The 14,878-nt window shown below is 64.0% G+C and carries 17 protein-coding genes; 10 read left to right on the forward strand and 7 right to left on the reverse strand.

Features of this window, described 5'->3' with window-relative positions:
• Positions 1 to 233 precede the first annotated feature (233 nt).
• Positions 234 to 683, forward strand: a complete 450-nt coding sequence (locus tag AC1DEK_RS03115) for a universal stress protein (RefSeq protein WP_478123721.1) — start codon at positions 234 to 236, stop codon at positions 681 to 683.
• On the opposite strand, the gene AC1DEK_RS03120 is transcribed toward AC1DEK_RS03115, so the two are convergent.
• Both AC1DEK_RS03120 and AC1DEK_RS03125 read right to left on the reverse strand, forming a co-directional pair.
• Positions 680 to 1,582: a hypothetical protein gene (locus AC1DEK_RS03120; protein ID WP_478123722.1), complete on the reverse strand. Its 903-nt coding sequence runs from the start codon at positions 1,580 to 1,582 to the stop codon at positions 680 to 682. The genes AC1DEK_RS03115 and AC1DEK_RS03120 overlap by 4 nt on opposite strands.
• A gap of 48 nt (positions 1,583 to 1,630) precedes the next feature.
• Positions 1,631 to 3,991: a YgiQ family radical SAM protein gene (locus AC1DEK_RS03125; protein ID WP_478123723.1), complete on the reverse strand. Its 2,361-nt coding sequence runs from the start codon at positions 3,989 to 3,991 to the stop codon at positions 1,631 to 1,633.
• Positions 3,992 to 4,177: 186 nt separating this feature from the next.
• Here AC1DEK_RS03125 and AC1DEK_RS03130 point away from each other — a divergent pair, with 186 nt between their 5' ends.
• Positions 4,178 to 5,164 carry a bifunctional helix-turn-helix transcriptional regulator/GNAT family N-acetyltransferase gene (locus AC1DEK_RS03130; RefSeq protein ID WP_478123724.1) on the forward strand — a complete coding sequence of 329 codons (987 nt, stop codon included), beginning with the start codon at positions 4,178 to 4,180 and terminating at the stop codon, positions 5,162 to 5,164.
• Here the strand turns inward: AC1DEK_RS03130 and AC1DEK_RS03135 are convergent.
• The 3 genes from AC1DEK_RS03135 to AC1DEK_RS03145 form a co-directional block, all read right to left on the reverse strand.
• Complete coding sequence (locus tag AC1DEK_RS03135) at positions 5,154 to 5,936, reverse strand: 3-hydroxybutyrate dehydrogenase (RefSeq protein WP_478123725.1); 783 nt, start codon at positions 5,934 to 5,936, stop codon at positions 5,154 to 5,156. The two genes, AC1DEK_RS03130 and AC1DEK_RS03135, sit on opposite strands and share 11 nt — an antisense overlap.
• Positions 5,937 to 6,019: 83 nt before the next feature.
• Positions 6,020 to 7,228: a patatin-like phospholipase family protein gene (locus AC1DEK_RS03140; protein WP_478123726.1), complete on the reverse strand. Its 1,209-nt coding sequence runs from the start codon at positions 7,226 to 7,228 to the stop codon at positions 6,020 to 6,022.
• A 36-nt stretch (positions 7,229 to 7,264) separates the two neighbouring features.
• Complete coding sequence (locus AC1DEK_RS03145) at positions 7,265 to 7,714, reverse strand: CHRD domain-containing protein (protein WP_478123727.1); 450 nt, start codon at positions 7,712 to 7,714, stop codon at positions 7,265 to 7,267.
• A 104-nt stretch (positions 7,715 to 7,818) separates the two neighbouring features.
• Here AC1DEK_RS03145 and AC1DEK_RS03150 point away from each other — a divergent pair, with 104 nt between their 5' ends.
• Positions 7,819 to 8,364, forward strand: coding sequence for a DUF924 family protein (locus tag AC1DEK_RS03150; protein WP_478123728.1), 546 nt, complete (start codon positions 7,819 to 7,821; stop codon positions 8,362 to 8,364).
• Here the strand turns inward: AC1DEK_RS03150 and AC1DEK_RS03155 are convergent.
• Positions 8,354 to 9,277: a YihY/virulence factor BrkB family protein gene (locus AC1DEK_RS03155; protein ID WP_478123729.1), complete on the reverse strand. Its 924-nt coding sequence runs from the start codon at positions 9,275 to 9,277 to the stop codon at positions 8,354 to 8,356. The two genes, AC1DEK_RS03150 and AC1DEK_RS03155, sit on opposite strands and share 11 nt — an antisense overlap.
• 86 nt (positions 9,278 to 9,363) lie before the next feature.
• On the opposite strand from AC1DEK_RS03155, the gene AC1DEK_RS03160 reads away from it, so the two are divergent.
• From AC1DEK_RS03160 to AC1DEK_RS03185, 6 genes are all read left to right on the forward strand, one after another.
• Positions 9,364 to 9,954, forward strand: a complete 591-nt coding sequence (locus AC1DEK_RS03160; protein ID WP_478123730.1) for a chromate transporter — start codon at positions 9,364 to 9,366, stop codon at positions 9,952 to 9,954.
• Positions 9,951 to 10,550, forward strand: a complete 600-nt coding sequence (locus AC1DEK_RS03165; RefSeq protein ID WP_478123731.1) for a chromate transporter — start codon at positions 9,951 to 9,953, stop codon at positions 10,548 to 10,550. Before AC1DEK_RS03160 ends, AC1DEK_RS03165 begins: the two co-directional genes overlap by 4 nt.
• 25 nt (positions 10,551 to 10,575) lie before the next feature.
• Positions 10,576 to 11,532: an aldo/keto reductase gene (locus tag AC1DEK_RS03170; protein WP_478123732.1), complete on the forward strand. Its 957-nt coding sequence runs from the start codon at positions 10,576 to 10,578 to the stop codon at positions 11,530 to 11,532.
• A gap of 2 nt (positions 11,533 to 11,534) precedes the next feature.
• Positions 11,535 to 12,011, forward strand: coding sequence for a DUF3237 domain-containing protein (locus AC1DEK_RS03175; protein WP_478123733.1), 477 nt, complete (start codon positions 11,535 to 11,537; stop codon positions 12,009 to 12,011).
• 127 nt (positions 12,012 to 12,138) lie between these two features.
• Positions 12,139 to 12,573, forward strand: coding sequence for an Hsp20/alpha crystallin family protein (locus AC1DEK_RS03180; protein ID WP_478123734.1), 435 nt, complete (start codon positions 12,139 to 12,141; stop codon positions 12,571 to 12,573).
• 59 nt (positions 12,574 to 12,632) lie between these two features.
• On the forward strand, positions 12,633 to 12,995 hold the full coding sequence (locus AC1DEK_RS03185; RefSeq protein WP_478123988.1) for an Hsp20/alpha crystallin family protein: 363 nt from the start codon (positions 12,633 to 12,635) through the stop codon (positions 12,993 to 12,995).
• Between the two features lie 66 nt (positions 12,996 to 13,061).
• Here AC1DEK_RS03185 and AC1DEK_RS03190 read toward each other — a convergent pair whose 3' ends face one another.
• The gene (locus AC1DEK_RS03190; RefSeq protein ID WP_478123735.1) at positions 13,062 to 14,381 is read right to left on the reverse strand and encodes a patatin-like phospholipase family protein; all 1,320 of its coding nucleotides are present in this window, start codon (positions 14,379 to 14,381) and stop codon (positions 13,062 to 13,064) included.
• 177 nt (positions 14,382 to 14,558) lie between these two features.
• Here AC1DEK_RS03190 and AC1DEK_RS03195 point away from each other — a divergent pair, with 177 nt between their 5' ends.
• Positions 14,559 to 14,876, forward strand: a complete 318-nt coding sequence (locus AC1DEK_RS03195; RefSeq protein WP_478123736.1) for a hypothetical protein — start codon at positions 14,559 to 14,561, stop codon at positions 14,874 to 14,876.
• The last annotated feature ends 2 nt before the right edge of the window (positions 14,877 to 14,878 follow it).

A 14,878-nucleotide genomic window follows, 5' to 3' on the forward strand; every position in this document is an offset into this window, starting at 1 on the left:
CCAGCGATAAGTAAGTCACTTCTACATTTTCATGGAGAGACTACTTAATTTCGGTGCATCGAGATACCGGGTTTGCACCGGGTTCGCACCAGACCGGGGCCGTGCACCGCCGGAGTTGCCGCCAAGCCGCTAGGCAATTGCGTCTAGACGTATCTGCGCACCTTGCCGGCCGGCTCGCGGCGAACTAATCTGATCATTGCGGGGCGGGCGTCTCCCGCCCAAGGAAGTTCGCCATGTATGAACGCATCCTCGTTGCCACCGACGGCTCCGATCTGTCGGAATTGGCCGTCCACGGCGCCATCGAGCTGGCCGTCCTCACGGGCGCGCAACTCACCGTCGTCAAGGTGGTTCACCACTACCCGGCCAGCTATTTCGAAGGCTCGCTCCTTCTGAGTCAGCCAGAAGTCTCCCGGCTGCGAGACGAGGCCGATGCCGAGGCGCAGCGCGTGGTCGACGCGGTCAAGCTCAAGGCCGAGGCGCGGGGCGTCAAGAGCGCGCGAGCCGTCGTGATGCAGTCGGAGCTGGTGTCCGAAGCCATCATCGAGTGCGCCCGCGTTCACGACTGCAATCTGATCGTGATGGCCTCGCACGGCCGGCGTGGAATCACGCGGGTGCTGATGGGCAGCGAAACGCTGCATGTGTTGACGCATTCGCACACGCCGGTGCTGATCCTGCGGCCCTAGCGTGGAGTCTGCGCGTCGCGCTGGCGATCTTCGCGCTTGATCGCAAGATAAGTGGCGAGGTCGATTTCGTGAAGTTGGGTCGGGTACTGCTCGACCGATTGGAACCAGCTGTTCAGGCGCTTTTGCTCGCGCTCCGGCCCGGGCACCGAAAGGCCGTCGAGGTAGGCATCAAGGGTGAAGAAATAGCGCATCGCGTTCCGCTCCACCAGCCCGCGCAGCCCCCGGATGTACTCGGGCGTGCCATCCGCTGTCTTGCCGACGACCGTGAATCCGACCTTGTTGCTGCCGAAGGTGGCGAGATAGGCCTGTGTGGCGAGCTTCGCCATCATGTTGTGGTCGTAGGCATACGCAAAGTGCAGGAAGGTCTGGTGCTCGCCGAGGGGAATGGCTTCGAGCAGGACGCGGTAGTGGCTGGTGCCCATGGGCCCTGACTCTGCGGAAAGGTCGACCAACAGATAGTCTCGCGAGTCGTGCACGACCCGATGCATGAATGACAGTTCGAAGGCCTGGTCGATGGGCTTGTCGTAGCTCGGCACAACGCTCAGCGTGACTGTCTCGCCGCCCGGCGTGCGAGCCGCTCGGCAGCGACGATTGTTGATGTGCAGCACCAGCATGTCGCACCACTGTGAAGACCGCTCCAGCGCGCGACGAACATCGTCGATGGAGTCATCGATGACGCCGTAGACGTCGCCTTGAAGGCCGCCGTCGGTTTCCTTCGAATCGAGGACGATCGGGCGTTTCAAGGGGCTGTTGGCCAGCTGGTCGCCGAGCCTGCGATGAAGTTCGCGCATGGCCTCTGCCGACCCCGCATCGAGCGCAGCGTGCGCGCCCATCGAGATGACACTGAGAAAGAGCCAAAGTCCGATGCGGAGAAGAATCGCTGCCGGCAGTTTGTTCATGGGCAACACCCTACAACAACCGCCGCGCCTTCGCCCCTCGATGCGCTTCTATCGCCCCTTGCGAATCGGCTTGCCGGCGGAAGGCTTCGGGCGCCCTGCCCCGGTATCGCGCGGCGGCAGCCCTGTGTGCTGCGTGAGGATGCGGCCCTTGGCAGGCTTCACTGGCGTCAATGCGACCGGCGTCGAGTTCTTGCGGCGCGCGCTCTGGTAGGTGCCGTCGGTCAGTGGCTGCCATGTCGGGATCAGGTGATGCTTGCCGTTGCCGATCAGGTCGGCGCGGCCCATGGCTTTCAAGGCTTCGCGCAGCAGCGGCCAGTTGTTGGCATCGTGATAGCGCAAGAACGCCTTGTGCAGGCGGCGGCGCTTGTCGCCGCGCACGATGTCGACCGTCTCGCTCTCGCGAGTGATCTTGCGCAGCGGATTCCTGTTGGTGTGATACATGGCCGTCGCGGTCGCCATGGGCGACGGATAGAAGGTCTGCACCTGGTCGGCACGGAAGCCGTTCTTCTTGAGCCAGACCGCGAGGTTCATCATGTCCTCGTCGCTTGTGCCCGGGTGCGCGGCAATGAAGTACGGGATCAGGTACTGCTTCTTGCCCGCCTCAGCGCTGAACTTCTCGAACATCTGCTTGAACTTGTCATAGCTGCCGATGCCGGGCTTCATCATCTTCGTGAGCGGACCTTGTTCGGTGTGCTCGGGCGCGATCTTGAGATAGCCGCCGACGTGATGTTGCACCAGTTCCTTGACGTATTCGGGCGACTGCACGGCCAAGTCATAGCGCAGGCCGGAGCCGATCAGGATCTTCTTGATGCCCCTGAGCGCACGCGCGCGGCGATAGATCTTGATCAGCGGATCGTGGTTGGTGTTCAGGTTCTGGCAGATGCCTGGGTATACGCAGCTCGGCTTGCGACAGGCCGCCTCGATCTCGGGCGACTTGCAGCCGATGCGGTACATGTTGGCCGTCGGGCCGCCGAGGTCGGAAATGGTGCCCGTGAAGCCCTTCACGCTGTCGCGGATCGCCTCGACTTCCTTGATGATCGAATCTTCCGAGCGGCTCTGGATGATGCGGCCTTCGTGCTCGGTGATCGAGCAGAAGGTGCAGCCGCCAAAGCAGCCACGCATGATGTTGACGCTGAAGCGGATCATTTCCCAGGCAGGGATCTTGGTCGCGCCGTCGTGGCTTCCATGCTCGTCGGCATAGCGCGGATGCGGACTGCGCGCGTAGGGCAGATCGAATACATGGTCCATCTCGGCCGTCGTCAGCGGGATCGGCGGCGGGTTGATCCACACGTCGCGTGCGGTGGTGCCTTCACCGTGAGCCTGCACCAGCGCGCGTGCGTTGCCGGGGTTGGTTTCAAGGTGCAGCACGCGGTTGGCATGGGCGTAGAGCACCGGATCGGCGCGTACCTGCTCGTACGAGGGCAACCTGATCACCGATCGGTCGCGCGGCGGAACCTTGACACGCGAGCGGCTCTGCAACGCGGGATTGGGGACGAAAGTCAGCGGCTTGATGGCCGGATTGACGGCCGTGTTGACCGAAACCGCCGCTTCGGCAGCCGCTGCCACGGCTTCGGCCTCGTCTTCCCTGGCACAGGTCGCGCCGTTGGCTTTGGCCTGTTCGGACACCATCAAGTAGGGATTGACGTGCGCCTCGACGCGGCCCGGCTCGTCGACGCTGGTCGAGTCGATCTCGAACCAACCTTCGGGCGTTTCGCGGCGGACGTAGGCGGTGCCGCGCACGTCGGTGATCTGGTGCACCGGCTCGCGCGCGGCGAGGCGATGGGCGATCTCGACGATGGCGCGCTCGGCATTGCCGTAGAGCAGCAGGTTGCACTTGGCGTCCACCACGATCGAGCGGCGAACCTTGTCCTGCCAGTAGTCGTAATGCGCGATGCGGCGCAGCGACCCTTCGATGCCGCCGAGAACGATCGGCACGTCGCTCCAGGCTTCCTTGCAGCGCTGCGAATAGACGATGGCCGCGCGGTCGGGCCGCTTGCCGCCCACGTCGCCAGGCGTGTAGGCGTCGTCGCTGCGGATTTTGCGATCGGCCGTGTAGCGATTGATCATCGAATCCATGTTGCCGGCCGTGACGCCGAAGAACAGGTTCGGCTTGCCGAGCACCTTGAAGGGATCCGCGCTTTGCCAGTCGGGCTGCGCAATGATGCCCACACGGAAGCCCTGAGCCTCCAGCATGCGGCCGATCACGGCCATGCCGAAGCTGGGATGGTCGACATAGGCGTCGCCGGTGACCACGATGATGTCGCAGCTGTCCCAGCCGAGGGCGTCCATTTCGGCGCGCGAAGTCGGCAGAAACTTGGCCGTGCCGAATCGTGCCGCCCAATATTTGCGGTAGCTGGTCAGCGGCTTGGCGGCGCGCGTGAAAAAGGAGACGTCGACGGGGGCATTCATCAGGGTATGGGCGGCGATGGGTGGCAATGCCGCCTTGGAGGCCTACGGGCCGGGTGGGCCCGTTGTGGGCAACCCGCGATTTTAGGGTTTCCGAGTAGGTTTGTCGCCTCAAAGGCAATGCGAACTGTCTGGTTCGAGCGAGGCATTTGATTGCTTTGGTCAAGTACTTTGATGACAATGGCAAGCATGTCGACCGAAACAATCTCTCCCGCATCGGCTCCCGCTTCGACTTCCTCCCTCGGTCACGAGGCAGCGGCGGTGAAGGCAATCCGCCAATTCAATCGCTTCTACACGCGTCGCATCGGCGTGCTCGACCCGTATCTGGACAGCGATCTTTCGTTGACCGACGTGCGCGTTCTCTACGAGTTGGCGCATCGCCAAACGCCTGTGGCCAGCGAAATTGGAAAAGACCTGCATTTGGATGGCGGCTATCTCAGCCGCATCCTGCGCCGCTTCGAGGCACGGGGCTGGCTCACGCGCGAGCCCCACGCGCGGGATGCTCGGCAAAGCCTTCTGCGGCTGACCGAGGCGGGCTACCGGGCGTTCGCGCCGCTGCAGCAGAAGTCCCGCGACGAAGCTGCCGCCCTGCTCGCACCGCTGGCCGCATCGGAGCGGCACAAGCTGATCGACGCGATGAGCACGGTCCAGGCGCTGCTCGATCCCGGCGCCGAGCCTCGTCCGCAACGCACGGTCGTGCTGCGCGACCCCGGTCCTGGCGACATCGGCTGGGTCGTCCAGCAGCACGGGGAAATCTACGCGCGCGAATACGGATGGAACAGCGATTTCGAAGCCCTCGTCGCCGAGATTGCCGGCCAGTTCCTGCGCAAGTTCCAGCCAGGCTGGGAACGCTGCTGGATCGCCGAACTGGACGGCGAGCGGGTGGGCGCCGTCTTTCTCGTTCGCAAATCGGCCGCGACCGCGCAGCTTCGCATGCTGATCCTGAGCCCCAAGGCGCGGGGCATGGGCCTTGGAGCCCGCCTGACGGACGAATGCATTGCCTTCGCGCGCAACAAGGGCTACAAGAAGATGGTTCTCTGGACCAACAGTTGCCTGACCGCCGCGCGCCGCATCTACGCAGCGCGCGGCTTCAAGCTCGTCAAGTCGGAGCCTTACGAAGGTTTCGGCCAGAAGCTTGTGGGCGAAACCTGGGAGCTCAAGCTGACTACTGCATGAACCAGCCGTGGCTCACGACCAGCGACTGGCCAGTGAGCGCGTTGGTTGGAAAAGCCGCAAACATCAGCGCGACGCGGGCGACGTCGTCGGTGGTGGTGAACTCGCCGTCCACCGTGTCCTTGAGCATCACGTTCTTCACGACCTGCTCTTCGGTGATGCCCAGCGTCTTTGCCTGCTCGGGGATCTGCTTTTCGACCAGCGGCGTGCGCACGAAACCCGGGCAGATCACATTGGCACGCACGCCATGCTTGGCGCCTTCCTTGGCCACGGTCTTTGCCAGCCCGATGAGGCCGTGCTTGGCGGTGACGTAGGGCGCCTTGAGCAGCGACGCCTCCTTCGAATGCACCGAACCCATGTAGATCACGCTGCCGCCACGGCCCTGCGCGTACATGTGCTTGAGGCAAGCCTTGGTGGTGAGAAAGGCGCCGTCGAGATGGATCGCCAGCATCTTCTTCCAGTCCGCGAAAGTGAATTCCTCCACCGGGTGGACGATCTGGATGCCCGCGTTGCTGATCAGGATGTCGATGCCGCCGAAAGCCTTCGCGGCCTCTTCGACGGACGCGTTGACCTGGTCTTCATTGGTGACGTCGACGCCAACGCCGATGGCTTGCGCGCCGGTCGCCTTGAGTTCGGCGGCGGTCGCGTCGGCGGCTTCCTTGTTGAGGTCGGCAATGACGATCTTTGCGCCTTCCTGGGCGAACACGATGGCGATTTCCTTGCCGATACCGCTGGCAGAACCAGTGATGAAAGCGACCTTGTCCTTGAGCTGCATGAAGTTTCCTTTGCTTGAAGGGGGATGAGTGAGAGGAGAGTGCAATCTGCGTGCCGCGACTTAAGGCAAACCTGATGGCGCGGCTATTGGCCAGCGGGAATCGTCGGCAGCTTCATCGGGCGGCGGACACGCCGAGCATTGGGGTCGGTCAGGTCGAAGGTGGTGACGCCATTGGTCTGAGACGCGCTCTGCAGCCATTCGGGGTGATCGAGCGTGTTGCGGATGTCGCGAAGACCGGCCTCCCAGTGCTCGTCGACTGACGCGCGCGAAAACTCGTAGTCCTTCGATTCGAGTTCATAGGGCTTGTCGCGGTAGATCAGGTGCACGATCTCGATGGGCTTGTGCGAGAGCTGGGCGCTGACCGAGGCCACGCTCGGGTCGTTGCGCAGCGCCGGCGGCAGCTTCTTGATCAGGTCCGCGATGGCCTGCTGCAGGTTCAAGTTCGACGCCAGCGCGTCGGTGTTCATGCGGGTGCGGCTCGAATAGGTGATGTCCTTCTGTCGCTCCAGCGTTTCGGCGATGGTGCCCGGCATGGCGCCGCGTGAGCAGAACAAGTCCACTTGCAGCACCAGCAGCGGCTCGCTGCGCGGATGGGTGTCCAGCACGTATTGCAGGGGCGTGTTGGAGACGATGCCGCCGTCCCAGTAGTCTTCGCCGTCGATGTGCACCGGCGCAAAGCCCGGAGGCAGCGCGCCGCTGGCCATGATGTGCTCCGGCCCGATGCGCTGCACTGTGTTGTCGAAGTAGATCGAATTGCCGGTGCGCACATTCACCGCGCCGACACTGAAGCGCACGGAGGGATGATTGATGCGGTCGAAATCCACCAGCCGTTCCAGGGTGGCCTTCAGCGGTGCGGTGTCGTAGTAGCTCGGCACCGGTGCGGCCAGCCCCAGAAGCAGCGCGGGCGTGCGGCGCGGCTCGAAGAAGCCGGGCACTCCGCACAGTGCCGTGGTGGCCGCGCTCCACTGGTTGAACGCGGACCGGTCGAAACACCATGCAGGCACGCGCTGCGCAGGGCCCGAAGAGACCAGGTTCCAGAACTCGCGCAGGCGCTGCACCCGCATCTCCGGGGCGTTGCCGGCGATCAGCGCGGCATTGACGGCCCCGATCGATACGCCGGCAACCCAGTCGAGCGCCCGATGTCGTTCGAAGACGCCGGCATACACGCCGGCTTGATAGGCGCCCAGCGCACCGCCTCCCTGCAGCACCAGCGCCTTCTTGACGCTGGCGATGTCGACTCGGGGAACGGTGGTGTGGGCGGTTGAAAGCGTCGTTTTCCGGGGGTCTCGCATCGCGCCATTGGACACCATGCGAGTGACGGCCGCCGGCTACATCTTCGGCAGCATCTGTCCGCGGATCTCCCCGCCCGGGTTTGCCGCGGTGTGCACGTTGGCATACCACCTCCCCGCCATGAGATCGGCGGCCTGCGCCGGTGTCAGGGTCGCTTGTCCCTCGATGGGGCTGGCCGTCGACGAGAAAGGCAGCACCACGGGCGCATTGGTGCCCGACGCAGCCGGTCCATGGAAGTGCGCCGCGGTGGCCGGACCGCTCAAGCCGTCGTACGTGATCTTGTACTTGAGGACGTTCGTCTCTTTGTTCAGCGACGCTTCAGCCAAGCCGCTGCCGCGCGTCATGTTCGGCGGCACTTCGCTGGCCGCATTCATCGCGCCGCTGAAGCTGGCGGTGTTGGACTTGGACATCATTCCGCAGCCTGCAAGGGCCGCGGTCGCCACGCCGGCCACGAGGGCCATGCGCAAGTTGGTGCCATATCGGTTCATGGAATCTCCAGCAGTTCGTGAATTCCCCAGCATAGGCAGCCTCGAGGCCGCACGCTGTCGGCCACCAACCCGTTTTGCGGATGGCAGTGGCATCATTTCCACACATGAACACCCTGCCCTCCTCACGAGAAGTCGTCGATTTCTGGACGCAAGCGGGCCCTGAACGCTGGTTCGCCAAGGACGAGGCCTTCGATGCCCAATTCAAATCGCGCTTCGAAGCGGCGCACGATGCCGCGGCGACCGGCGCGCTAGACGCGTGGGCCGCCCACGCCGAGGGCGCACTGGCGTTGCTGGTGCTGCTCGACCAGTTCCCGCGAAACGCCTGGCGCGACAGCGCACGCACGTATGCGACCGACGCCAAGGCGCTGGCGGTCGCATCGGCCGCCGTCGACGCCGGACTGGACCGCCAGGTTGACCCGGCGCTCCGGCGCTTCTTCTATCTGCCGTTCATGCACGCCGAATCACTGGCCCAGCAGGAGCGATCGGTCGCCCTCAACGCCGAACTCGACGCCGATACACGGCGTTTTGCGGCGCATCATCGCGAGATCATCGCGCGCTTCGGGCGCTTTCCGCATCGCAATGCGGTCTTGAAGCGAGACACCACGCCTGAGGAACGCGAGTTCCTCGATGCGGGGGGCTTCAAGGGTTAGGCTTGAACGCGGCCGGCTGATCGGGACGCGTTGGTGAAGCCTGTGCACCCGGGCGAGGCGAGTGCTTCAACGATCCGTATTCATGGGCATACACCCAGGTGAACTCGACACCCAGCAAGAAGATTTGCGCCGAGTAGTAGACCCACACCAGCACCACCACCAGCGACCCGGCCGCGCCGTAGCCCGAGGCGATGCCGGTCTTGCCGATGTAAAGGCCGATCAAGTATTTGCCGACCGTGAACAGCACCGCCGTCACCGCGGCGCCGATCCACACGTCGCGCCATTGCACCCTCACGCGCGGCATGATCTTGAAGATCATCGCGAACCCGACGGTCACGATCACGAAGCCCAGTACCGAATTGACCTCCTGAGCGATCACGGCCCAGCCTCCAAAGAAGGGGGCCCACCATTCGCCGAGCGCCGCCAGCGCCGCATTGACGATCAAGGACACCATCAGCAGGAAGCCGATGCCCATGATCATGCTGAATGAGAGCAGCCTCGCGCGCAACAAATCGATGATGCCGTTGTTGGTCAGTCGCGCGGGCGCTCGCCAGATGCGGTCGAAGGCATCCTGAAGCTCGCCGAACACCGTCGTCGCGCCCACGACCAGCAGCGCCAGGCCGACCACGGTCGCGACGATGCCCTGTCTTGGCTTGTTGAGGGCTTCAAGCATTCCCTGCACGGCGCGCGCGCCGTCTGCGCCCATGAGGCCGGAGATCTGCTCGAAGATTTCGCCGCGTGCCTCGTCGCGCCCGAACACCAGGCCCACGACAGAGATCACGATCAGGATCAGCGGCGCCACGGAGAACACCGTGTAGTAGGCCAACGCCGCACCCATGCTCGGAGCGTAGTCGGCGCGCCACGAGGCGAAGGTTTGCTTGCAGAGATCCAAAAGCGCGCGGACGGCATTCATGCGCGGAGTTTCGCAGCATGCCGCGGCTTCGCAAGTCGGACGGCGTGCTGTGCGCGCCATGCAGCGGCCTACGATAATCGGCCGCAATGCATCCGCCCCTTCACAGCGCGGCGTCGGACACCGACCGACCGCGTCCCAAGTCCCCCCGAGATCTGTTCCTTTCATTCACCTGGCTGGCGCTCCAGGGATTCGGCGGTGTGCTGGCCGTGGTCCAGCGAGAGGTCGTCGAAAAGAAGCAATGGCTGACGCCTGACGAGTTCCTCGAAGACTGGGCGGTCGCGCAGGTCCTGCCGGGCCCGAACGTCATCAATCTCGCGCTCATGATCGGCGACCGCGCCTTCGGACTGCGTGGCGCGATGGCGGCGCTGGCCGGCATGCTGGCCGTGCCGCTTTGCGTGATCCTCGTGCTCGCGGTGCTCTATGCCCAATACGCCGCCAACCCACTGGTGGCCGGCGCGCTGCGCGGCATGGGGGCAGTGGCCGGCGGGCTGATCGCGGCAACGGGCATCAAGCTGATCCCGCCGCTTCGCAGGCACCCGCTGGGCTTCACCGCATGCCTCGTCATCGTCGCGCTGGTGTTCTCCGCCATCGCGCTGGGCCGGGTTCCGCTCGGATGGGTGTTGCTGGTCGTGGGCGGCACCGCCTGCGTCCGCACGTGGCGAAGGATCGCGCCATGACGGTCGTGATGAACTGGCACGACTGGCTGTCGCTCTTCGGTCAATACCTCCTGCTTTCGCTGCTGTCGATCAGCGGTGCCATCACCACCGTGCCCGACATGCACCGTTATCTCGTCGGCCAGCACGGCCTCCTGACCGATGCACAGTTCACTTCGTCGATCGCCATCGCCCAGGCGGCGCCGGGACCCAACGTGCTGTTCGTGGCGCTCATGGGCTGGAACGTGGGCCTCAATGCGGGCGGCGGCATCGGCGCGGGACCGCAGGCCTGGCTGCTCGGCTTGCTCGGATTGGCGGTGACGATGATCGGCATCATGCTGCCCAGCACCACGCTCACCTACTTCGCCACGCGCTGGGGCCATCGCAATCGCCAAAGGCGCGAAGTGCGTGCTTTCAAGCAAGGCATGGCGCCGGTGGTGGTGGGCCTGCTGATCGCCACCGGCTGGGTGCTGGCAACAGGTAACCACACCGGCAGCGCGCCTGCATGGCATCTGTGGCTGCTCACGGCCGCAGCGGCCTTTATCGTATGGCGCACGCGCTTCCATTTGCTGTGGCTGCTCGGTGCCGGTGCCATCCTCGGCGCCGTCGGCTTCGTCTGACCCTCCGACCTTACGGAAAACATCCATGCAACTTCGACCCCTCGGCCGTTCCGGCCTGCAAGTCTCGCCCCTGGCCTTCGGCGGCAACGTCTTCGGCTGGACCGTCGATGAAACCCTGTCGTTCCGCCTGCTCGATGCATGGCTGGACGCCGGCTTCAACTTCATCGACACCGCCGACGTCTATTCAAGCTGGGTGCCCGGCCACAGCGGCGGCGAATCCGAAACCATCATCGGCAAGTGGCTGCGGCAGACCGGCAAGCGCAACCGGGTGGTGCTGGCGACCAAGGTCGGCAAGCCGATGGGCGAAGGCAAGAAGGGGTTGGCTCCCGCTTACATCAAGGAAGCCGTCGACGCTTCGCTCAAGCGCCTGAAGACCGATCACATCGACCTGTACCAGTCGCATGACGATGATCCTGAAACACCGCTGTCCGACACGGCCGAGGCTTTTGCCGCACTCATCAAGGCAGGAAAGGTGCGAGCGATTGGCGCATCGAACTTCACCGCCCCCCGGCTGGCCGAGGCGCTGGACGTGGCCGAAAAGCAGGGGCTGCCGCGCTATGAGAGCCTTCAGCCGCTCTATAACCTGTATGACCGCGCCGTCTTCGAGAAAGACCTGGAGCCGCTGTGCGTCGAGCGCGGCATCGGCGTGATCAACTTCTACGCGCTTGCGGCCGGCTTTCTCACGGGCAAATACCGCAGTGAGGCCGATGCGGCGAAGAGCGCACGCGGTGGCAACACGACCAAAAAGTACCTGAATCCGCGCGGCCTGCGCATTCTGGATGCGCTCGACAAGGCAGCCAAGGCCACCGACGCAACCCAGGGGCAGGTGGCAATCGCATGGCAAATTGCCCGACCCTCGATCACCGCACCCATCGCGAGTGCCACTTCGGTCAAGCAGCTGGACGAACTGACCGCCGCTGCCAACCTCCAGCTGCCGCCGGAAATCATCGCCGCGCTCGACGCAGCCAGCGCGGAAGCTTGAGGATGAGTTCGACCGATCCGCTCGCCCCGCCCTCTCTCGAATACTTCGCTGACCTGCAAGTCGAAGTCGGCGTGCCGCAAGTGCTGAGCACCGGGCCGCGCGGCATGCGGCGGCTGGTGCCGATCACGGGGGGCACGGCTAAGGGCAATGGCTGGACGGCGCGGGTGTTGCCGGGCGGCACGGATCTCCAGCTGATCGTGAGCGACACGTTGTCCGAACTCGATGCGCGTTACGGCCTCGAGACAGACGCCGGTGACTTGATCTACGTGCAGAACCACGCCGTGCGCGCCGCGCCGGCCAAGGTCATGGCCAAGCTCCTGCGCGGCGAGCCGGTCAATCCGGCGCAGATCTACTTCCGCTGCAGCCCGCGGATGGAGACCGCCTCGCCCGCGCTGAAATGGATCGGCGAACGCATGTTCGTCGGCGTCGGCGTGCGGCACCCGGCCCAGGTGGTGATGCGCTTCTTCACGCTCGTGTAGGGCGTGGGCCGACACCCGTTCGGGTGCTCGTCGCCACTCTTGAATTCGCTTTCGGCGCTCCTAATTTCGTCTCGGAAGCGCCGGAGGCGTCTCCGGCGCTCTATTCAACCGAATGGAGGTATTCGCCATGTATCGATCCTTGTTCCCGCGCGACATCTTCGCCGAGATGGATCGCCTGCAACGCGAAATGCAGCAGGCTTTCGATCTGTCTCCCACCATCCGCGGCATCGGCCGCAGCGGCTTTCCGGCCCTCAATGTGGGCGGCACGCCCCAATCGGTCGAAATCTATGCCTTTGCACCCGGCATCGATCCGTCCACGCTTGAAGTCAATCTCGACCGCGGCCTGTTGACCATCGCCGGCAAGCGCGAGAGCCGACTGCCCGACAACGAGCAATCGAGCGTGCACATCAACGAGCGCTTCGCAGGCAGCTTCCGCCGCGTGCTGACCCTGACGGACGATGCCGATCCCGACGCTGTGGACGCGAAGTACACCGACGGCATGCTGCACATCTCCATCAAGCGCCGCGCCTCCGCGCAGCCGCGACGCATCGCCATCCAGTGACAGAAGGAGCTACGACCATGAACGACATCGACACCGTGAAGTCCGATTCCGGCAAGGCCATGGCCCGCAAGGACGAAGCGAACTATGCCGACGCGGCGCTCACGCCGCCCGTGGACGTGATCGAGGATGCGAGCGGCATCACGCTCTACGCCGACTTGCCGGGCGTTTCGAGAGACAAGCTGCACCTGCAAGTGGAGGCCGACACGCTCACCATCGATGCCGAATCGGCGCTGACCGTGCCCGAGGGCTTGCAGTCGCACCACACGGAAGTCGGCCTCGGCCGCTTTCACCGCCGCTTCACGCTGAGCAAGGAGCTGGACACGCAGAAGGTCACCGCGGAACTGGCGCAAGGCGTGCTGACGCTGCGCATTCCGAAGGCGGAGCATGCACAACCGCGACGCATCGACGTGAAAGTCGCCTGAGCCGCCTGAACGCCTGTAGACGTTGGAAAAGCGCGCGGGTCGAGAGTCCTGCGCGCTTTTTTTCTTCTACTCACGCAGTCCGGCGAGCAGGCGCTGATAGTCGGCATTGCTGCGCAGCAATTCACGTCCGGTCTGGATCAAGCGCGCCACCTGTTCCTTGTCCAGCACGAAGCTGGTCGGGATCTCATTCAGGAAACGGCGCAGTTGCACGTTCGGCACGTCTTCGAAGCTCAGCGGGATGAAATACGAACTCACCGGTCGCTGGGGCGTCGAGAGATCGCGCGTCCATTCAATCAGGCTTTGCCGCGTCTGCTCGAGGGTCGCCACGTTGTAGCGATGCAATTGCACGTTGGTCACGGCGTTCATCGTCTGCTCGAAGGTCGGCGCCCGGCTGGTCTCTCCGATGCCACCGACGGCATCGGCCGCAGCATTGACGGAAATGATGGCGAGGCGTCGCGGCGTTGCCATGCCTTGCGACTGGATGTACTTCTCCGCACCGCCTGCCAGGTCCACCGCCGCCAGCAACGCGCGCAGACCCAGGTTGTCGGTGATGCCGCCGTCCACCAGTTGCGCGTATTTGTGGGCCACCTTGTTCCGGTAGGAGAGGTCGTCGTGTACGACCATGGTCAGGTAGTCGCTATCCCGATCCCGTGCCTGCGCGGCCGCCAACCACGGGGGGATTCCCGGGGCACAGCCGCTGTAGTTCTCCAGCACCACGGGCCCGAACAGCACAGGCACGGCACTGGACGCAGCAACCGCGCGCGCCAGCGGAAACTTCGTCAGGTCCGAACACATCAGGTCGAAATATTCCTGGACAAAGGAAAAGCGGCCACCCGAACTCAGGTCGGAACTGTTGATGAGGATCATCGGGCCGTCACCCTTGATCAGGTCGCCGAAGGTTGCGTTGCCGAAAAGCGTCTGTTGGTAGTAGGTCACCGCCATTTCGGTGCGGCCTTGATTGCTGAACCAGCGGGCGGGATCCATGAACCCGCGCACCAGTGCGCCCTCGACGTCGCTGCGCAGAAACCGATCTTCATAGTCCGCGAAGATGCGATTGCCATAGAGGCCGTAGTAGGCCGACGTAAAGCTGCCGCCCGAAACCGAACTGATGACGGTGATGGCGTCCAGCAGGCTCTGGTCCTTGCCGTTCATCCGCACTCGCGTGTCGCGCAGTTCCTGCAAGACGCCATAGGACAACGCCGCGGCGCGCGTGCCGCCGCCCGAGAAGGCAACGGCCAGCATCAATTCGGAGGAGTGAAGGCGCGGATTCTTGGCGAATCCACTCAAGGCATAGACGGGGCTCGGGTCGGCCGGATTGAGCGGCACGTTCTGGACCACACCATAGGTCGTACAGGCGCCGAGGGCCAGCAGCATGACCATTGCCATGCCCATCTCAAGGGACGGCAGCAATGCTCGCCGAAAGCAACCTTGCAATGGGACCATCATCGTGCTCGCTGACCGCAGTGGTAGAGCCCGCGATTCTCAAAGAAAAGTGGCAGGCTTGCCATCCCGAAAAAAGGGCAAAATATTTTGGCCGAGTTTCCTTCTTGCTCAAGGAGCCACATGAAGAGACCAGTTCTTGCGATCCTGCTCTGTGCCACATCTTTCGGCGCCTTGGCGTTCGATGACTTCGAAGGCACCTACGCGAGCGGACCCGTCAGTATCGAATGGCGTGCGGGCGGGCGCCTGGGGAACGAATTCGTGTCGAGCCTCTGTCCGGACAAGAAATTCAGGCCCCGTACTCACGCCAGTCACTCGAAAAAGGGCAAGGACAAGGGCAAGGACTACACCATCGAATCCGACTTCCAGTTCACGAAGCTCGAAGTGACCGGAGCCAGCAAATGCCTGCCGAAGGGCACCTACCAGCGCGTCGGGCCATGAGA

The organism is Variovorax sp. 10N420, assembly GCF_056394705.1.